Source organism: Metabacillus schmidteae (assembly GCF_903166545.1).
Taxonomy (GTDB): Bacteria; Bacillota; Bacilli; order Bacillales; family Bacillaceae; genus Metabacillus; species Metabacillus schmidteae.
The window spans coordinates 2,503,410-2,521,258 of record NZ_CAESCH010000001.1 but is presented as its reverse complement, the minus strand read 5'-3'; the positions used below and the strand labels follow the sequence as shown (position 1 = coordinate 2,521,258).

17 protein-coding genes are annotated in these 17,849 nt (G+C 34.7%); 2 read left to right on the top strand and 15 right to left on the bottom strand.

The annotated features are described in order from the left end of the window. Positions 1–45 precede the first annotated feature (45 nt). From glnA to hflX, 4 genes are all read right to left on the bottom strand, one after another. Entirely contained in the window at positions 46–1,380 is a 1,335-nt protein-coding gene (gene glnA, locus HWV59_RS12070) for a type I glutamate--ammonia ligase (protein ID WP_175638939.1), read from the bottom strand. Positions 1,381–1,442: 62 nt separating this feature from the next. Next, positions 1,443–1,844, bottom strand: a complete 402-nt coding sequence (locus HWV59_RS12065; RefSeq protein WP_102229789.1) for a MerR family transcriptional regulator — start codon at positions 1,842–1,844, stop codon at positions 1,443–1,445. Positions 1,845–1,949: 105 nt separating this feature from the next. Then, positions 1,950–3,224: a methionine gamma-lyase family protein gene (locus HWV59_RS12060; protein ID WP_175638938.1), complete on the bottom strand. Its 1,275-nt coding sequence runs from the start codon at positions 3,222–3,224 to the stop codon at positions 1,950–1,952. A 2-nt stretch (positions 3,225–3,226) separates the two neighbouring features. Beyond that, complete coding sequence (gene hflX, locus HWV59_RS12055) at positions 3,227–4,498, bottom strand: GTPase HflX (RefSeq protein WP_268921763.1); 1,272 nt, start codon at positions 4,496–4,498, stop codon at positions 3,227–3,229. 279 nt (positions 4,499–4,777) lie between these two features. On the opposite strand from hflX, the gene HWV59_RS12050 reads away from it, so the two are divergent. Beyond that, complete coding sequence (locus HWV59_RS12050) at positions 4,778–5,407, top strand: trimeric intracellular cation channel family protein (protein WP_175638937.1); 630 nt, start codon at positions 4,778–4,780, stop codon at positions 5,405–5,407. A gap of 73 nt (positions 5,408–5,480) precedes the next feature. Here HWV59_RS12050 and HWV59_RS12045 read toward each other — a convergent pair whose 3' ends face one another. Continuing rightward, positions 5,481–5,825: a hypothetical protein gene (locus HWV59_RS12045; protein ID WP_175638936.1), complete on the bottom strand. Its 345-nt coding sequence runs from the start codon at positions 5,823–5,825 to the stop codon at positions 5,481–5,483. A gap of 332 nt (positions 5,826–6,157) precedes the next feature. Here HWV59_RS12045 and HWV59_RS12040 point away from each other — a divergent pair, with 332 nt between their 5' ends. Beyond that, positions 6,158–6,481 (top strand): hypothetical protein, encoded by a 324-nt coding sequence (locus tag HWV59_RS12040; RefSeq protein ID WP_175638935.1) that lies wholly within the window; start codon positions 6,158–6,160, stop codon positions 6,479–6,481. A 38-nt stretch (positions 6,482–6,519) separates the two neighbouring features. Here HWV59_RS12040 and HWV59_RS12035 read toward each other — a convergent pair whose 3' ends face one another. The 10 genes from HWV59_RS12035 to miaB form a co-directional block, all read right to left on the bottom strand. Then, complete coding sequence (locus HWV59_RS12035; protein ID WP_175638934.1) at positions 6,520–6,855, bottom strand: hypothetical protein; 336 nt, start codon at positions 6,853–6,855, stop codon at positions 6,520–6,522. 230 nt (positions 6,856–7,085) lie between these two features. Further along, positions 7,086–8,042, bottom strand: coding sequence for a stage V sporulation protein K (gene spoVK, locus HWV59_RS12030; RefSeq protein WP_175638933.1), 957 nt, complete (start codon positions 8,040–8,042; stop codon positions 7,086–7,088). A gap of 339 nt (positions 8,043–8,381) precedes the next feature. Continuing rightward, on the bottom strand, positions 8,382–8,609 hold the full coding sequence (hfq, locus tag HWV59_RS12025) for an RNA chaperone Hfq (RefSeq protein ID WP_175638932.1): 228 nt from the start codon (positions 8,607–8,609) through the stop codon (positions 8,382–8,384). Positions 8,610–8,647: 38 nt separating this feature from the next. Then, on the bottom strand, positions 8,648–9,586 hold the full coding sequence (gene miaA / locus HWV59_RS12020) for a tRNA (adenosine(37)-N6)-dimethylallyltransferase MiaA (protein ID WP_175638931.1): 939 nt from the start codon (positions 9,584–9,586) through the stop codon (positions 8,648–8,650). Between the two features lie 277 nt (positions 9,587–9,863). Next, positions 9,864–10,037: a hypothetical protein gene (locus tag HWV59_RS12015; protein ID WP_175638930.1), complete on the bottom strand. Its 174-nt coding sequence runs from the start codon at positions 10,035–10,037 to the stop codon at positions 9,864–9,866. A 124-nt stretch (positions 10,038–10,161) separates the two neighbouring features. Beyond that, a complete protein-coding gene (mutL, locus tag HWV59_RS12010; RefSeq protein ID WP_175638929.1) occupies positions 10,162–12,063 on the bottom strand; it encodes a DNA mismatch repair endonuclease MutL in 1,902 nt (633 codons plus the stop codon). Between the two features lie 38 nt (positions 12,064–12,101). Then, complete coding sequence (gene mutS, locus HWV59_RS12005; protein ID WP_175638928.1) at positions 12,102–14,699, bottom strand: DNA mismatch repair protein MutS; 2,598 nt, start codon at positions 14,697–14,699, stop codon at positions 12,102–12,104. A 165-nt stretch (positions 14,700–14,864) separates the two neighbouring features. Then, the gene (gene cotE / locus HWV59_RS12000; RefSeq protein WP_102229779.1) at positions 14,865–15,407 is read right to left on the bottom strand and encodes an outer spore coat protein CotE; all 543 of its coding nucleotides are present in this window, start codon (positions 15,405–15,407) and stop codon (positions 14,865–14,867) included. A gap of 358 nt (positions 15,408–15,765) precedes the next feature. Then, positions 15,766–16,200: a RicAFT regulatory complex protein RicA family protein gene (locus HWV59_RS11995; RefSeq protein ID WP_175638927.1), complete on the bottom strand. Its 435-nt coding sequence runs from the start codon at positions 16,198–16,200 to the stop codon at positions 15,766–15,768. 1 nt (position 16,201) lies between these two features. After that, complete coding sequence (gene miaB, locus HWV59_RS11990) at positions 16,202–17,728, bottom strand: tRNA (N6-isopentenyl adenosine(37)-C2)-methylthiotransferase MiaB (protein ID WP_175638926.1); 1,527 nt, start codon at positions 17,726–17,728, stop codon at positions 16,202–16,204. Positions 17,729–17,849: the final 121 nt, after the last annotated feature.

Below are 17,849 nucleotides of genomic sequence, written 5' to 3'. Positions count from 1 at the left end.
AAAAAAACAAATAAAGCCTCAACAGAGGTTGAGGCTTTATTTCTATTAATACATTGACATGTATTGTTCTCTTTCCCATGGGTGTACTTGCGTGCGGAACATATCCCATTCGATTTCTTTCGCTTCAATGAAGTGCTCGAATAAATGTTCACCTAATGCATGTTTCATAGTGCTGTCTGCTTTTAGTAAATCTAATGCTTGAGCCAATGTTGCCGGTAAATCAACAATACCATTTTCAACACGCTCTTCTTTTGACATAACATAGATGTTACGGTCAATTGGTTTTGGAGCATCAAGATTGTTTTTAATTCCATCAAGACCTGCAGCTAATAAAACACTCATTGCTAAATAAGGGTTTGCAGCAGGGTCAACACTACGTACTTCAACACGTGTACTTAAGCCGCGAGATGCTGGAATACGAATTAATGGACTTCTGTTTTGTGCAGACCAAGCAACATAACAAGGTGCTTCATAACCAGGTACAAGACGTTTGTAAGAATTTACTGTTGGATTTGTAACTGCTGTAAATGCTGGTGCATGCTTGATAACACCTGCAATAAATTGTCTTGCCGTATCACTTAATTGAAGATCTCCATTTGGATCCAGGAATGCATTTTCCCCTTTGCGGAATAAAGATAAGTTCATATGCATACCTGAACCATTAACTCCAAATAATGGCTTAGGCATAAATGTAGCATGTAAACCATGTTTACGAGCAATTGTTTTAACAACTAGCTTGAATGTTTGGATATCGTCACATGCTTTAATTGCATTTGCATATTTAAAATCGATCTCATGCTGTCCTGGTGCAACTTCGTGGTGAGAAGCTTCAATTTCAAAGCCCATCTCCTCTAGTTCAAGAACGATATCACGACGGCAGTTTTCGCCAAGATCTGTTGGTGCTAAATCAAAATAACCACCATTATCATTTAGTTCTAGAGTCGGCTCGCCTTTTTCATCTAACTTAAATAAGAAAAATTCAGGTTCTGGCCCTAAGTTGAAATCAGTAAAGCCAAGCTCTTCCATTTCAGCAAGAATACGACGTAAATTATTACGTGGATCACCTGCAAACGGAGTACCATCCGGATTGTAAATATCACAGATAAAACGAGCTACTTTTCCTTTTTCTGCTGTCCAAGGGAAGATAACAAATGTATCTAAGTCAGGATATAAATACATATCAGATTCTTCGATACGTACAAAACCTTCAATTGAAGAACCATCAAACATCATTTTATTGTCAAGTGCTTTATCTAACTGACTTGTTGGGATTTCAACGTTTTTGATCGTTCCAAGTATATCCGTGAATTGTAATCGGATATATTTTACATTATTTTCTTTTACTAAACTTACAATATCTTCTCTTGAATATTTAGCCACTTGAAAATCTCCTCTCCAATTTCAAAAAGTTATATTCAATTTTTTCATTGCTACTATAATAATTAATGGAAGAATCTTGACATGTCTCCATGTCTTAATGTAGGCCGATTAAAACGACCTGCCTGCATAAGCTCGGATTTAAGAAGTTTTCGTAATTCTGAATCGCTAAGATCAGGTTTTTCAACCGTTTTAGGTTGCTCTTGTTTTTCTTCATTATGTGTACTTTTACGAGAGAAAATTTCTTTAATTCCCGCTAGGTTCACACCCTGCTCAATCAGATTACGAATCTCCAATAATTTATCTACATCGTTAAAAGAAAATAATCTTCGATTGCTCTCCGTTCTAGCTGGAAAGATCAATTCATTTTCCTCGTAATAACGAATTTGCCTTGCAGATAAATCAGTGAGCTGCATAACAATTCCAATAGGAAATAGGGGCATTGAGCGTCGAATATTATCACTCATGTTATTCGCTCCTTTTAGTTAACTGATTTCATTATAACCTATGTAACATTATGTGTCAATCAAATGTCAGCTTACATAACATAGATTCACCATCTATTTTGGTAGTTAACTAACAATTGAGATTAAGTTTTTGTCTAGTAAAGAATCGACTGCTGAACAAACTGCAATCTTCACATGAGTGTATGTAAGGCCGCCTTGGACATATGCGACATAAGGCGCCCTGAGTGGTCCATCTGCAGACAACTCAATGCTAGCTCCTTGTATAAACGTACCTGCTGCCATTATGACATCATCTTCATACCCAGGCATATAATTCGGATATGGTGTTACATGAGAATTAATAGGTGAAGAATATTGAATTGCTTGACAAAATGCAACCATCATGTCAGGATCATCAAATTGAACAGACTGTATTAAGTCCGTTCTCTTACTGTTCCACATCGGGCTTGTCTTTAACCCAAGTTCCTCTAAGAATGCGGATGTGAATACCGCTCCTTTCAAAGCTTGTCCCACTACATGTGGAGCTAAGAAGAAACCCTGGTACATTTCCTGCAGACTATATAAAGATGCTCCAGCTTCGGCTCCTATTCCCGGAGATGTCATGCGATATGAGCAAGCTTCAATTAGCTCTTGCTTTCCTACAAGATAACCTCCTGTTTTAGCAAGTCCTCCGCCAGGATTTTTAATTAGTGATCCGGCCATTAAATCTGCACCAACATGACAAGGTTCTAATTGTTCTACAAATTCACCATAGCAGTTATCTACGAAAATGACAATATCTTCTTTTAAAGATTTAACAAAATTTATCATTTCTCTTATTTCTGCTATTGTAAACGATGGTCTTGTTGCATATCCTTTTGATCTTTGGATTCCAATCATTTTGGTTTTGTTTGTAATAGCATGTTTCACTGCTTCATAATCAACTGCTCCATTATCCATTAATTCAACAGTTTGATAACCGATTTGGAATTCTTTTAAAGATCCGACCCCACTACCTCTTATTCCTACAATTTCTTCAAGCGTGTCATACGGCTTGCCTGTGATATATAGAAGTTCATCACCTGGTCTTAAAACTCCAAACAGCGCGATGGATATGGCATGAGTGCCCGAGATAATTTGCGGTCGAACTAATCCTGCTTCACCGCCAAACACATCTGCATAAACCTTTTCCAGTGTATCCCTTCCTATATCGTCATAGCCGTAGCCTGTAGATGGCATAAAGTGAGAGTCACTAACTCTATGATGTTGAAAGCTTTTTAAAACCTTGAATTGATTCAGTTCACTCATTTTGTCTATTTCTAAATGAATAGATTGTATCTTTTTTTCTACATTTTCAACTATCGGTGCGAGCTTTTCACCATATTTCAAAAAATTAAACATTTTTAACCCTCTCCGTTAAACTTCTCTAGTTGTGAATTAATTGAATGTTCAGGCAGAACAAACCCCTCAATTTCATACATTTCTCTTTCCTCATTAAACTGTAATTGTACAATTAATGACTCTGTTTTTAATTGAGAAATTAATCTCCCTTCATTTGATGGTACAAGGATGGAATAGTGTTTCATAGATCCCTTAGCAATCGATTCAACTTTAGCTAATAAATGTTCTAAATCTTTTTTGTCAAATGCTGTAATTTTTACATAATCAGCAGAAGGAGACGGTACAAATGAATTTGGAGCATTATCCTTTTTATTATAAACTGTTAAAATCGGCTTATCTGTTACCTCGAGTTGATCTAAAAGTTTATAAACTGTTTCTTCATGGTTGGAATAGTCATCATTAGAGCTATCCACTACATGGAGAATAAGATCAGCTTCCTTTACCTCCTCCAATGTTGAGCGAAAAGCTGCAACAAGTGTAGTTGGAAGGTCTTGAATAAATCCAACAGTGTCTGTAATTAATGCTTGATATGTTGAAGGTAACAACACCTTGCGTGTCATCGGATCTAAAGTAGCAAATAAAAGATCTTCTTCAAAACTTCCTGCTGTTGTTAATCGATTAAAAATTGTTGATTTACCAGCGTTTGTATAGCCAACTAATGCAATTTGAAACGCCTGGTTTTTCTTACGACGCTCCCGATAACGATTTCTATGACGAACTACGGCCGAAAGCTGTTGTTTAATTTCATTAATTCGATTTCGTATATGTCGACGATCAGTTTCCAATTGAGTTTCACCAGGACCTCTTGTTCCAATTCCTCCGCCTTGCCGTGACAGGGAGATACCTTGACCTGATAATCTTGGGAGTAAGTATTGGAGTTGTGCCAGTTCAACTTGAAGCTTTCCTTCTTTAGACTTTGCACGTTGAGCAAAGATATCTAATATCAACTGTGTACGATCAATAATCCTCACATCTAAAATCGCTGATAAATTTCTAAGCTGACTTGGTGATAATTCATCATTAAAAATGACAATATCAGGACTAAGCTCTTCAACTATATTTAATAATTCATCAACTTTTCCTTTTCCAATATATGTAGCAGGATGTGGTCTCTCTCGTTTTTGAGTTAATTGAATGAGAACTTCCCCATTTGCTGTTTTTGTTAATGAAGCGAGCTCTTCCATCGAATACTGAAAGTGTTCATCATCCATCGTTTGTAACTGACACCCGGCTAATAAAACCTTTTCTTTAAGTGAGTCTACTGTATTATTCAATAAAAAACCCTTCCCTTACGCTATTTTAGCAACTTAATCATACCAAAGATTTACTCTCTTCACTAATTATTTCTACAGTATAGACATAATTATTCTGAATGTATTCTGGAGTTTGCAAGGAGTTTGGAATAAAATTCATTAGAAAAACACGACTTACCGCAAAGAATGGCGGAAATATATAGTTTAAATTATTCTTAAAGTACAAAAAAGCGTTGACCTTTACCTGTTTTCCCATTTAAAATTGTCTGAGCTATAAAAAGAGCACTCGGAGGAATGAAAATGACTTGGGAAGTATTAAGTATTATTGGTACCATAGCATTTGCAATAAGTGGAGCAATTGTGGCAATGGAAGAGGAATATGATATTTTAGGTGTTTATATTTTAGGAATTGTCACTGCTTTTGGTGGTGGTGCCATTCGAAATCTTTTAATTGGGGTTCCTATTTCAGCATTATGGGAGCAAGGACTTTTGTTTCAAATTGCTCTTTTGGCTATGACACTGGTATTTCTCTTTCCACATCGCTTATTAAAGCACTGGCATAAATGGGGAAACCTTACTGATGCGATTGGACTTTCTGCATTCGCCATACAAGGTGCTTTATATGCAGTTGAAATGGAGCATCCTATAAGTGCGACCATTGTTGCGGCTGTGTTAACCGGAAGTGGTGGAGGAATAATCAGAGACTTGTTAGCAGGAAGAAAACCGCTCGTACTAAGAGCTGAAATATATGCATTTTGGGCAATCATTGCGGGGTTCCTAATCGGTTTCAAGGTAGTGGATCAATCAATCGAACTGTATATTCTTTTTATTCTCATTGTTGTATTTCGTGTTCTGTCTTATACCTATAAATGGCGACTACCGAACCGAAGTTTCCAAGTACCTTCAAATAAAAATACAATGTCAGGCTGAATGGATTTTCTAAAAGGTCTTATATATAAAAAAAATGGCAACTTACGATAGATAAGTTGCCATTTTCTTTCACTCAAGCACTTAACGGCCTGTTTACTGCTTTCTTTGAGTGATTTATTTTACATTTTATATATGTTTGGGTTGTATCAAACATATCCGCCACATATAAAGTAGCTCCATAATATGTTTTGTCATTTGACATTTCTTTATTTACTATATAATCATAAATTGCTGCTTCAATATCATTGAAAAAAGGTAGTACTCGGTGATTTTTTACAATTATTTGGTAAAGTTGAATAATTAAAAATGGATTTTTATTGTATCTTTCAACTAAACTGTTAACTCTATTTTCATTAAGTGACAATTCATTTTCTACAAGATATTTTAGCTCTTCTAAAAATAATTTGTTATCACTCATTATGATCACCCCTTCTAATACTTAGTATTTTATCATTTACACACTTGATTTGAAAGCGTTTCCAACACATTGTTTTATAGCTTTTTTCGATCAAATTATTGATCTTTTATGCTTTTTTCATATCACTTTAAATAGTTATATAGACCTATGTGTAATCCAAATTCTAAACCTTAATTTCACAGGTTTATTTACGTATTCACTTAAGTTAATTTTCTTTTATGCACAACATCATCATATTTACTCTTTTTAATACTAAAATGAAAATATGATCACATAAATTATGAAGTTAGAATAACTTATTAAAAATGTTTTTAAAAAGGTGTGATGCAATTTTGAAATGGAGAAATTATGGATTATGGATGTCTGTTGCATCTCTTTTATATATGGTTTTTAAAGATTTAGGACTTCAAATCGATCTTACTAGTTGGGAAACCTATGTTACATCTATATTAGGGATCCTTGTTACACTTGGAATCATTTCCAATCCTGAAAATGGAAGAGGCTTTTTCAACGCAAAAACACCGACTCAACCTTCAGATCACTCGATGAATAGACAGCAACAAGTACAGCATAACACTGCCACAAATGAGATCAATAACAATATCGCTTCGGATGAAAAGATGCCGGATCGTCAATATACTCCATATGAAAAATAAGATAGCCTTCAATTGGAGGCTATCTTTTTACTTTTTGCTTATTCAATCTTCTCAACTTTAACAATACCTGCTATATGATTCTCAGATTCTACATATGCTAAAATTTTATCATTAACTTTAATTGAATCTGTGATTGGATGTTTTACATCATCTCGATGAAACTGTATTTTTGACTGTCCATCAACAGATTCTCCAAAGTACTGATTTCCATCCACCTCAGTAATGATGTAAGTAAGGGTTTTGTAATGATCCTCTGTTTTAGAATTAGCTACAGTTTTTTTGAAATCTCCATTAAAAAAAGGATGAATTAGTATGATCGATAACGTGAATAATACTGCAAATAAAAGGATTAAAATAAAAATCTTTGTCTTCATCATTACCTCCATTAAAACATAAGAAAACCAATTTTTTAGCCAAATATGAATCCCATAAGTCTTGATTTCTCTTATACTATTATGATCTAAAATTTTAATTCTTCTAAGAAAAACAATCTTGTGATACTTCCTTACTAACTATGTAAAAACCATATCATTTAGAACTACTTTCATATGCTTATCAAAGAAAAAAACAGGAAGATTGGGTATCATTTCCTGCTGTAAGATTATTATTTTTCATCTGAAAAGACTAAATCCTGACTTCTTATAGTCAATAGATCTTCTCTATTATATTTGTCAGTTAATAATAACCTCATCGCTTGCGATCGAATTGATTTCTCTATTATGTTTCGAACATATCGGCCATTACTGAATTTCGATGGATGTGTCACTGATTTAACACCCATTAAATGTTCTTTAAGTTTTATTGCCGCATCTTGATGAAACTTATATTCTCTTTCTGCCATCATTAGATTTGATATTTCGATTAAATCGTCAACTGAATAATCTGGAAAATCAACGACTAACGGAAACCTGGACAATAAACCTGGATTCAATGATAAGAAATGTTCCATTTCTCGAGGATATCCGGCTAATATTAAGACAAAATCATGCTGCTTATCTTCCATATGTTTAACCAATGTATCGATTGCTTCTTTCCCGAAATCCTTTTCTCCACCTCTTGCTAGGGAATACGCTTCATCAATAAATAAAATTCCTCCTAGAGCTTTTTTTATTAAATCTCTTGTTTTTTGAGCGGTGTGACCGATATATTCTCCGACAAGGTCAGCACGTTCTGCTTCAATAAGATGACCTTTAGAAAGGACATTCATTTGAAAAAATAATTTGCCAACAAGTCTTGCTACAGTTGTTTTTCCCGTTCCTGGATTGCCTTTAAACATCATATGAAGTGCTTGTTTGCCTGCTTTCAACCCCTGTTCTTCACGTTTTTTATTAATAAAAATCCACGCATAAATTTCTTTTATCATTCTTTTCATTTCATTCATGCCAACAAGTGAGCTCATTTCTTCTTCAATTTCCTTTAAAACTGCGTGTTTAACCTCAGACTTAGGAATCTTTAAATCATATGAAGAAGAACTTGCTTCTAACTTTTCTTTTGACTGATTGTTTAGGATTATGTTAATCTGTCCATTTGTTTTATATGTGACTGCTTGATCCCGTTCCAAAGATGTTCACCTCACAATCTGCTCCGATTAAAGAAAAAGCTTTATTAAAACATTCACAATTCTCTATTCATAAAATTCGTTTGTAAAGAGTTTAACAAAGCCAATGGTTAAGGAATTTGATGATTATTTGCGAAACCACAAGAATCTTGTTATAATTTGCGCTTTCCCAAGAAATAATCATTCCTTTATTTATATTCCCGTTTATCTATTTTACAACCTTAACTTTTGCTTCTATATAAAATGTATGAAGGTAGACGAAACTACATGAAAACTTTTTGTTCTGTAATAGAGATAAAAAAGAAAAGGAGTTGATGAATTATCATCAACTCCTTTTAATCATTACTGCTCTAAGTCAATTTGAATATTTTTTTGTGGTGAAAATGTAGAAATTGCATGTTTATAAATTAGTTGCTGTTTTCCTTCTGTTTCTAATAATACGGTGAAATTATCAAATCCTTTTACAAGGCCTCTTAATTGAAAACCATTTAGTAAAAAGACTGTAACAAATGTCCCATCCTTACGTAATGTATTAAGTACCTGATCCTGAATATTAATTGATTGCTTCATGTTTCGTCCTCCTCTTTTCTCTATACCTTTTAATTCGATTAAAGTTTAAGCTTTCCTGCTATGTATGAAAAAATTTCATCCACCATTTGTTCATGTTTTAACGGTGGTGTCATATCAAACCAGTTGACATCAAGTTTGTTTCGAAACCATGTTAATTGACGTTTGGCATATCTTCTAGAGTTTTGTTTTAATTGATTCAGTGCTTCATCATACGATACTTTTCCATCAAAATAGTCATATATTTCTTTATATCCAATTGCTTTTATTGACTGTGTATCTCTCAATCCCAGATCATAGAAGTGTTTTACTTCATTCATGAGACCATTTTTAACCATTAAATCCACCCGGTGATTAATACGTTGATACAAAACATCGCGATCCATTGTTAAACCAATTAAAGCAACATCATACAACAACTTATTTTCCTGTTGTTTTAGGTGATCGTCCATCGGAATGTTTGTACAATGGAAAATCTCAAGAGCTCTAATTACTCTTCTTGTGTTATTCGGATGTATCTTTTTGGCAGACTCAGGATCCACTTGAGCTAATAATTGATGAATCGCCTGCTCACCTTTTTGCTGCAGTTCTAATTCCAGCCTTTTTCGAAATTCTGGATCAGATGGAGACTCTGTAAACTGATAATCATATAGTACAGATTGTATGTAAAGGCCAGTCCCACCAACTATCATCGGCATCTTGTTTTTATCCATTATTACATCAATTAATGGTCTGACTGTTTCTTGGAATTCAGCAACTGAATAATCATCATCAGGTTCTTTAATGTCAATAAGATGATGTGGAACCCCTTCCATTTCTTCTTTGGTTATCTTAGCTGTTCCTATGTCCATTCCTTTATAAATTTGCATTGAATCTCCACTGATTATTTCTCCATTTAATCGATGTGCAATTTCAATACTAAGTTTAGTTTTCCCAACTGCTGTTGGTCCAATGATGACAACGAGTTTCTTTCTATCCAATCACAACCACTCTTTCAAAGCAAATAGATTCTACGTTCATCATCTTATCATGTGACCGATATGAACACCAGTTTATTGTTTCCTTTTTAACATAATTGTAAACATATGTGTTAGGAATACTTTAGTCAGTTTACATAATAATATTATCGAAAACAAAAAAGATAAAAGACCTTATTTTGTTTACATAATATTATTATTGTTTAACCCGATGATAAATAACCTGCATTCCGTATATAAAGTCTTTTAAATTAAAATAAAAGCCCTCAATTATGAGGACTTATCGGTTCCTGTTTTTATATTTAATCTTTTGAACTAGCTCTATATAAGAATCCAACAAAACTATTGGCCAAAAAAGGACTGTTAAAATTACCTTAATTTTATTAATTTTCTTAAATTTATAAAATGCGAAGACGATCCCAATCATCATGTAAATAATTAGTTCAATAAACATGACAATCCCTCCTTTTTGGGTATTATATTCAGAACTCTTATATTTGGTTAAAAAATAAAAACAAAACTATATGTCATAATAAAAAAGGTAAAGCTCTTCTGTATAAAGAGCTTTACCTAATTTACTACATTACACGCTTAAACATCTTTTCCATTTCATACGTAGAATAATGAACAATAATTGGCCGTCCATGCGGGCATGTAAATGGGTCCGATGACTTTCTTAACGTCTCCAATAAGGCGAATATCTCATCATTTCTCAAGTGATGATTGGCCTTAATGGATGCTTTACAACTCATCATAATGGCCGCTTCTTCTCGAAGCTTTTTAATATTAATTTTCTTATCATCAAGCACTTGCTGAATGATTTCCTCAATTGTTATGGCTTCATCACCTTTAGGAAACCATTGTGGATGTGAGCGCACAATATAACTGTTACGACCAAAAGGTTCTAGAAAAATCCCAACGCCTGCTAAAGTATCTAAGTGTTCTTCAATAATCATTGCTTCAACATTGGAATACTCAAACGTTAATGGAACTAATAGCTCCTGAACCTCAGAATGAACTTGACCAACTTTTTCACGATAGAATTCATACTTAATACGTTCCTGTGCTGCATGTTGATCAATAATAAAGAGTCCTTGATCATTTTGCGCCAATATATATGTTCCATGCATTTGACCTATTGGATATAGCGGAGGAACTCGATTTTCCTGCTGAAAAACAATTTCCTCTTCATCATTCTGAGGTTGTTCAATATGATTAGGCTCCATTTGAGAAACATGCATAATATGTTCATGCACTTCTGTTTCTATTTCATCATGATCTTCTTCTGTTGCATTGTTATCCATTGGGTAAAACGGCTCTGCTTCGGTCTGCTGCGTGTTCATCGTTTCTTTTACAATTGAACTTTTTACAGAATCATACAAAATGGGCTCAGTTTTCGCCACTGCTTCAGCATGGTGTTCAAATGAAAATTGTTGTTGATGGTCAGTTGTTTTCACCGTTTTTGTTTTTGGAATGTCTACTGATGGTATCAACTGTTGCTGCCTAAACACATCCTTAATTCCATTTGTAATTAATTCATTTAGTTCCGCTTCCTTACTGAGTCGTACTTCAAGCTTTGATGGATGTACATTCACATCTACTAGTAATGGGTCCATGGTGATTTCTAAGAAGACGATAGGAAAACGCCCGATTGGCAGCAATGTATGGTATCCTTGTTGAATTGCCTTTACTAAAGGATAATTTTTAATAAAGCGACCATTAATAATGGTAGAAATATAATTTCGGGAAGCACGTGTTATTTCAGGTAATGCTAAAAAACCATTAATCTCAAAATCTAATGATTCTAAAGATAGTTTTTTCATTTTTTTCGCTATTGAAAGTCCATAGATTGAAGCTAAGACTTGACGAACATCTCCATTCCCGGTTGTATGAAGAAGCTTCTTTCCATTATGAACTAATCGAATGGAAACTTCAGGATGAGCAAGGGCTATTCGATTGACGATATCTGAAATGTTTCCTAGCTCTGTGTGTACAGTTTTCATATATTTTAATCGTGCAGGGGTATTAAAAAAAAGATTTCTTACTGTGATGTCAGTTCCTTTTCTACTGGAGGTTGACTCATGTTTTTCAATCTTTCCGCCGGTTAAGATAAGATGTGTACCTGCCCCTTCTCCTGTGCTTGTCTTCATTTCTAATAACGAAACTGAGGCGATACTTGGTAAAGCCTCACCCCTGAAGCCTAATGTTCTTATTCTGAACAGGTCATTCTCATCTTTTATTTTACTTGTAGCGTGACGATGAAAAGCATTAAGGCAATCATCTGGTTCAATTCCGTCTCCATTATCAACAATTCGGATTTTACTTAAGCCAGCTTCCTCAATATCAATTTCAACAACTGTACTATTTGCATCAATTGCATTTTCCAGCAATTCTTTGACAACTGATGCAGGTCGCTCAACTACTTCACCAGCTGCAATTTTGTTTGAAAGCATATCGTCTAGACGTATTATTTTCCCCATGTTTTCACCGCCTTTAATCTTTGCTTATCTCTTTAAAACTATTTTACCTTTTTTTGTAACTGATAAAGTTCATTCATCGCATCAAGAGGTGTCATTTCTAACAGATTCAACGATTTTAATAGTTCAAGAACGGATTTCTCCTTTTTAGTCAAAACTGGTTCTTTTACAAGGACCGGTTTTTCATCAGGGAATAAAGATAGCTGTGAATCCTCATGAGATTCCTCTTTCACCACTGGTTTTTTCATTTGAGGCAGTACTTGAGAATCTGTACGATCTTGTTCTAATTCTGTTAAAATCTGTTTAGCTCTCATAATGAGTGAACCTGGAAGCTCCGCAAGCTCTGCAACATGAATACCATAGCTTTTATCTGCTGCGCCCTCTTCAATTTTGTGTAGAAACACAACTTTACCATTCTCTTCAATCGCTTTAACGTGAATATTTTTTAATGAGCTTAATTGTGTTTCAAGTATTGTTAGCTCATGATAATGTGTTGAGAATAATGTTTTTGCACCAATTTGTTCGTGTATATGTTCAATAATTGCTTGGGCAAGTGCCATCCCATCATAGGTTGATGTACCTCTTCCAATTTCATCAAAAAGAATTAAACTTTGTGAAGTAGCATGAGCAATTGCATTTTTCGCTTCCAGCATTTCCACCATAAATGTACTTTGACCTGAAATGAGATCATCTGCTGCTCCAATTCTCGTGAAAATTTGATCAAAAATCGGCAGCACTGCTTCAGAGGCAGGTACATAACATCCGATTTGTGCTAATATCACCGTTAATGCTACTTGACGCATATACGTGCTCTTACCCGACATGTTTGGTCCTGTAATTAGCAACATTTGACGTTCTTTACTGAAATAGCAATCATTCGCAACATATTCTTGGGAATCCATCACTTTTTCAACAACTGGATGACGACCGTCTTTTATAAATAACTCGTTATTCTTAGAAAAATGAGGCTTACAATAATGTCGGTTTTCACTTACTGTCGCAAAGCATTGTAACACATCTAGTTCACTTATACGTTTAGCCAATTCTTGTAGTCTAGGAATATATTGCTTAATCTTCTCACGAATTTCAGTAAATAATTGATATTCAAGTTCAACAATTTTCTCTTCTGCCTCTAATATTAGTGATTCTTTTTCCTTAAGAGCCGGTGTAATAAATCGCTCAGCATTTGATAAGGTTTGTTTTCTTTCATACATGCCTTCTTCTAAAAGGTGAAGATTTGCTCTTGTTACTTCGATATAATAGCCGAACACTTTGTTATAGCCAATTTTTAACGACTTGATCCCTGTTTTTTGACGCTCTTGCTGCTCTAATTGAGCAATCCATGTCTTTCCGTTGCGACTGGCATCACGATATTGATCTAATTGCTGATGGTATCCATCTTTTATTATATTTCCTTCTTTAACAGAAAGGGGTGGATGATCAATGATACTTTCTTCAAGGAGTGCTGCTAAGTCAGTACAAGAGTCAAGTTTCCTTAAAGTGAAGTGGTCATTCTGTAAGCCTGAACAAAGCTCCACAATGGAAGGAACCTGTTGTAATGATTTTTTTAATTGGATTAAATCTCTCGCATTTACGTTTCCAAACGCCACCCTGCCTGCTAATCTTTCAAGGTCATATACCTCTTTAAGAAGCTCTCTTAACTCTTCTCTCTCAAAATAATGATCTATTAATGTTTCAACCATCATCAATCGTTCTTCTATTTGTTCACGATTAACAAGAGGCTTGTCTACCCACTGTTTTAACAATCTGCCTCCCATCGCTGTTTTCGTTTCATCTAAGAGCCATAGCAAGGAGCCTTTTTTCCCTTTAGAACGAATGGTTTCCGTTAACTCAAGATTCCGTTTTGAAAACAGGTCAATTTTCATTGCGTCTTGGAGATAATACACTTTTACATTTTGTAAATGATCAAGACTACGCTTTTGGGTCCGTTCAAGATATGTGATAAGCTTTGCAAATGTTGTACCAAGACGGTCATCATTTACATCACTGAGTAATGATTTAAAGTTGTCCGGAATAAGAGATTGTGGCTGATAGGACAATGTTGCTTGACAGCGATCAATTATTTGTTTTTTCCACTCTTCCGCTAAATCATTTGATATTACTATTTCTTTTGCACCAACAGAGTAAATCTCATTCAGCAGCTCATCAAAACTCATGCAAAGAGCAACCAGGTTTTCGCCTGTTGTTAAATCACTAAGAGCTAAACCAAATTGATTTTCGAAAACAGAAATGGAAGCAATATAATTATTCTCTTTGTCTTGAATGCCTTTCCCATCCATCACAGTACCAGGTGTAATAAGCTGGACAACTTCTCTTCTTACGACACCCTTTGCCTGCTTTGGATCTTCTGTTTGCTCACAAATTGCTACCTTAAATCCTTTTGATATAAGCTGTTCTATATAATTCGGTGCAGAATGGTAAGGAACTCCACACATCGGAATTCGCTCTTCTCCCCCACCGTCACGACTTGTTAATGTAATTTCAAGCTCTTGCGATGCAGAAATTGCATCCTGGAAGAACATTTCGTAAAAATCTCCTAAACGAAAAAATAAAAAGGCATCTTCATAATCTGCCTTAATCTTTAAATATTGCTGTATCATCGGCGTATAAGTAGCCATGTTAAACCTCCAATACCACTGTTAACGTGCATTTTTTCATACAGATCATTATAACATAAATCGACAAATAACTGTGGTATTAGCTAATAGGGAATTTACGTAAATAAGTCTTATATTTATATGTATATACATATAAAAAAACTAGGAGGTTGCTTCCCCCCCTAGTTATTCTTCAACATCTCCAACTAAAAATTCCGGATTCAAATCTTCAAACTCATCATCTAATTCTTCTTCCCAATCTTCATCATCTTCGCAGCCTTCCGGATTCACGTGAACACATACTTTTGTTTCACCGATAACTTCAGCAAGGTGTTCGCGTTCTGCTTGAACGATAATCTTGTTCCCATTAGGTGAAATTGTCACTTCCAGGCAGTTTGGTTGTTGAAGGGCTTTACAGATAACTTCATGTTCATCATCAATAAAATTATCATCTTTATATCGCAATTTTATGATATCCACATATTCAACGCGTTCTGTTACAACTTCTGTTTTTGTATTTTCGTTGTAAGAATACCATACGTTAATATCATAAGTACCTTCTACTTCAACTGTTCTGCCATTCTTTTGAGCATCATAATTATGGTTAATAATCCAACCACCTAAAATGCTCGCTGGTTTTTGCGATGGTGAAATCGTATGTGTGCATTGTGAAAATTTACGTCCTTTTGCAACAACAGCTTTCGTAATAATTTCTCTGTATTCAGACATTCGAGCATACCCTCCTCAATAAATCTTCATTTAATCCTATGCTAGGCTAATACCAGGTGTGCTAAGTAATTAAATGAATGCATGACATGTTACGCCAACACATGTAACGTATAGTACATTGTATGCTAGGGTTATAGAATATGTGCCTAAAAATAAAAAAAGGTGCATGGATAATAAAAAAATAATGGCCTATTTTTATTTGAATTTGACACAGAAAATCCCTTAATAAAACAAAGGCTTTTCAAAAAAATGTATGAGGAATGAATAAAACTTATGCCTAATTTTACTTACAAATGGAAAAAGGATTCGAATATACAATTCGAATCCCATCGTAATAGCTAAATATGATATTGTGCAATTAAGAACAACTACTGCCAGGAGAATTTCTTAGTTTTGATCCAGTTTCCCCTTGTAGTAAGTCTCCGCCAGTTGACGTGATAATTTCATTTGTCACTTTATTTGAAATTGTATGTGAAACTAACTGAAGCAAATCATTTACTTCAACTTGAGATTCTTTAAATTCTTGAATGATCGGAATCTCGTCTAATTCAGCTTGAATATTATCAATCTTAGCTTCAACTTGCTTTAACGCTTCATGTTTTCCATAGTGTTGGAAGTTTACTGCTTGTTTTTGTAAGCTTTTAATACTTGCAATCATTTCACGTACTTTTTGATTTTCATTAAGTTGTGCTTCTGCACGTTTAAAGAAATCCACTTCTTTAGATTCAGAAATCATTTGGGCAAGTTCACGTGCTTTTGCTACGATATCATCTTTTGTATAAGTTGTTGTCATCTCATTTCACCTCAACCGCTTCTTCTACCATTTCTCCGTCTAATGTCCAAGTTTTTGCTTTTGTAATTTTCACTTTTACAATTTTTCCGATTGCTGACTTAGGTGCTCTAAAATTTACTAGCTTACTTTTCTCTGTATATCCTGCTAGAACATCAGGATTGTTTTTGCTTTCCCCTTCAACTAATACTTTTACAATTTGGCCTTCATATGCTTTTAATTTCTTAGCAGAAATCTCATTAACTACCGCATTAAGACGTTGAAGACGTTCCTTTTTCACTTCCATCGGTACGTTATCTTTCATTTTCGCTGCAGGTGTACCTTCACGTGGAGAGTAAATGAATGTATAAGCACTATCAAATTCTACTTCACGATATAATGAAAGTGTTTCTTCAAATTGTTCTTCTGTTTCATTTGGGAAGCCTACAATAATATCTGTTGTTAAAGATGCATTTGGCATTGCTTCTTTAATTTTGCGTACCAGCTCCAGGTAGCTTTCACGTGAATATTTACGTGCCATAATTTTTAATATTTCGGAGCTACCTGACTGAACAGGTAAATGAATATGATCTAACAGGTTTCCACCCTTTGCCAACACTTCAATTAAATGATCATCAAAATCACGAGGATGACTTGTTGTGAAACGGATTCTAGGAATATCAATTTTATGGATTTCGTCCATTAAATCACCTAATCCATATTCAATGTCCTCAAAATCTTTCCCGTATGCATTTACGTTTTGGCCAAGAAGTGTGATTTCCTGGTATCCTTGTGCTGCTAAATGGCGCACCTCTTGAATAATTTCTTCAGGACGTCGACTACGCTCTTTACCACGTGTATAAGGAACAATACAGTACGTACAGAACTTATCACATCCGTACATAATATTTACCCATGCTTTAATATTACCTTTACGAACTTTTGGAAGATTTTCAATAACATCTCCCTCTTTTGACCATACTTCTACGACCATTTCTTTTGAAAGATACGCCTCGTTTAAAATCTGAGGTAAACGGTGAATATTATGAGTCCCAAATATCATATCAACAAATGGGTGTACTTTTAGTATACGGTTTACAACTGATTCTTCCTGTGACATACAACCACAAACACCTAATAATAGATCGGGTCTCTGCTTTTTCAATGTTTTAAAATGGCCTAACTCACCAAATACCTTGTTTTCTGCGTTTTCGCGAATGGCACATGTATTAAGCAAAATAACATTTGCATCTTCGACACCATCAGTTGGCTCGTAGCCTAGAGCCATAAAGATTCCAGCCATTACCTCTGTATCATGCTCATTCATTTGACAGCCATATGTCCGAATATAGAACTTGCGACCTTGTCCCATTCCTTTGAACTCTTCAGGAATAGAGAAGCCATCATACTTTACTTCTTCTTTCCCACGTTTCTTCGCATCTTTTAAAGAAGGTGGCATATATACTGTTTGGAAATACTGGCTGTAGTCCTTATCGGATTTTTTGTCCGAAGGAGTTACTTGAGTGCTTTCCTTACGTTGTTGTTCGTTCATTGTGTTTATCTCCTTTCAAACAATCTTTATCCATATTCAATATATAGATATTCGATTTTTTACAGATCCAAAACATGTTCATTATTATTTAAATATACAACTTAAAAGTATATCGTTTATA

Bases quoted from the DNA above. Each gene is read 5' to 3' on its own strand.
- HWV59_RS12045 (WP_175638936.1), bottom strand. From the start codon at position 5,825: ATGAGTGATAACAAATTATTTTTAGAAGAGCTAAAATATCTTGTAGAA.
- mutS (WP_175638928.1), bottom strand. From the start codon at position 14,699: ATGGCTACTTATACGCCGATGATACAGCAATATTTAAAGATTAAGGCA.
- cotE (WP_102229779.1), bottom strand. From the start codon at position 15,407: ATGTCTGAATACAGAGAAATTATTACGAAAGCTGTTGTTGCAAAAGGA.
- HWV59_RS12060 (WP_175638938.1), bottom strand. From the start codon at position 3,224: ATGTTTAATTTTTTGAAATATGGTGAAAAGCTCGCACCGATAGTTGAA.
- HWV59_RS12065 (WP_102229789.1), bottom strand. From the start codon at position 1,844: ATGAGTGATAATATTCGACGCTCAATGCCCCTATTTCCTATTGGAATT.
- hfq (WP_175638932.1), bottom strand. From the start codon at position 8,609: ATGAAGCAATCAATTAATATTCAGGATCAGGTACTTAATACATTACGT.
- HWV59_RS12015 (WP_175638930.1), bottom strand. From the start codon at position 10,037: ATGTTTATTGAACTAATTATTTACATGATGATTGGGATCGTCTTCGCA.
- HWV59_RS11995 (WP_175638927.1), bottom strand. From the start codon at position 16,200: ATGACAACAACTTATACAAAAGATGATATCGTAGCAAAAGCACGTGAA.
- miaB (WP_175638926.1), bottom strand. From the start codon at position 17,728: ATGAACGAACAACAACGTAAGGAAAGCACTCAAGTAACTCCTTCGGAC.
- HWV59_RS12035 (WP_175638934.1), bottom strand. From the start codon at position 6,855: ATGAAGACAAAGATTTTTATTTTAATCCTTTTATTTGCAGTATTATTC.
- HWV59_RS12050 (WP_175638937.1), top strand. From the start codon at position 4,778: ATGACTTGGGAAGTATTAAGTATTATTGGTACCATAGCATTTGCAATA.
- mutL (WP_175638929.1), bottom strand. From the start codon at position 12,063: ATGGGGAAAATAATACGTCTAGACGATATGCTTTCAAACAAAATTGCA.